Source organism: Yeguia hominis, from assembly GCF_014384705.1.
Classification (GTDB): domain Bacteria; phylum Bacillota; class Clostridia; order Oscillospirales; family Acutalibacteraceae; genus Yeguia; species Yeguia hominis.
Map to the genome: position 1 here is coordinate 1 of NZ_JACRSN010000057.1, position 861 is coordinate 861.

The 861-nt window shown below is 53.1% G+C and carries 1 pseudogene; it reads left to right on the forward strand.

The annotated features are described in order from the left end of the window. Positions 1-56: 56 nt before the first annotated feature. Positions 57-861: pseudogene (locus tag IAG03_RS14070) on the forward strand (IS256 family transposase); the annotation flags it as partial.

Sequence of the window (861 nt, forward strand, 5' to 3'; positions counted from 1 at the left end):
TTTGTGTAAACCTCCACTGTGGTGTATAATAGAAGCACCACAGTGGAGGTTTTACAATGGCAAGAAAGAAACGCACCCCGGAAGAAAATGCCCGCAGGGAAAAGAGCAGAGAGCTGCTGCAGATGGCGAACATCGGCAGCATGGACGACATTCAGAGCCTGTTCAAGGAGACGATTGCCGAATTCATGGAAAACGGCCTCGATGCGGAGCTGGACGACGAGTTGGGCTGCAGCAGGTACGGCTATAAAACCAAGGACACGGACAACAGCCGGAACGGGCACAGCAGCAAAACGCTGCGCACCAGCTTCGGCGATGTGGAGATATCCGTGCCCCGGGATCGTAAGGGGGAATTTGAGCCTCAGGTGCTGAGGAAAAACCAGACCAGCATCAGTCAGGACATCGAGGAGAAGATCCTGTCCATGTACGCCAAGGGCAGACAACATCGGATATTGCGGTTCACATTCGGGATATCTGCGGCGTAGAGGTATCTGACACGGCCGTGAGCCGTATTACGGACAAGATTCTCCCCATCGCAAAAGAATGGCAGCAGCGACCGCTGGAGAGCGTCTGCGCAGTGGTTTTCATGGATGCCATCCACTACCATGTCCGCAGCGAAGGGCAGATCGTGAAGAAGGCAGTCTATATCGCCATCGGCATTGATCTGGACGGCAGGAAAGACGTTCCGGGCATGTGGGTCGGTGAAAATGAAAGCGCCAAATACTGGGCAACGGTACTCAACAGTCTGAAAAACCGCGGAATTGAGGACATTTTCATCGCCTGCACAGACAATCTGACCGGGTTTTCTGCAGCGATTGAAGCCGTATTTCCCAAAACGGAAATCCAGAACTGTATCATCCATCA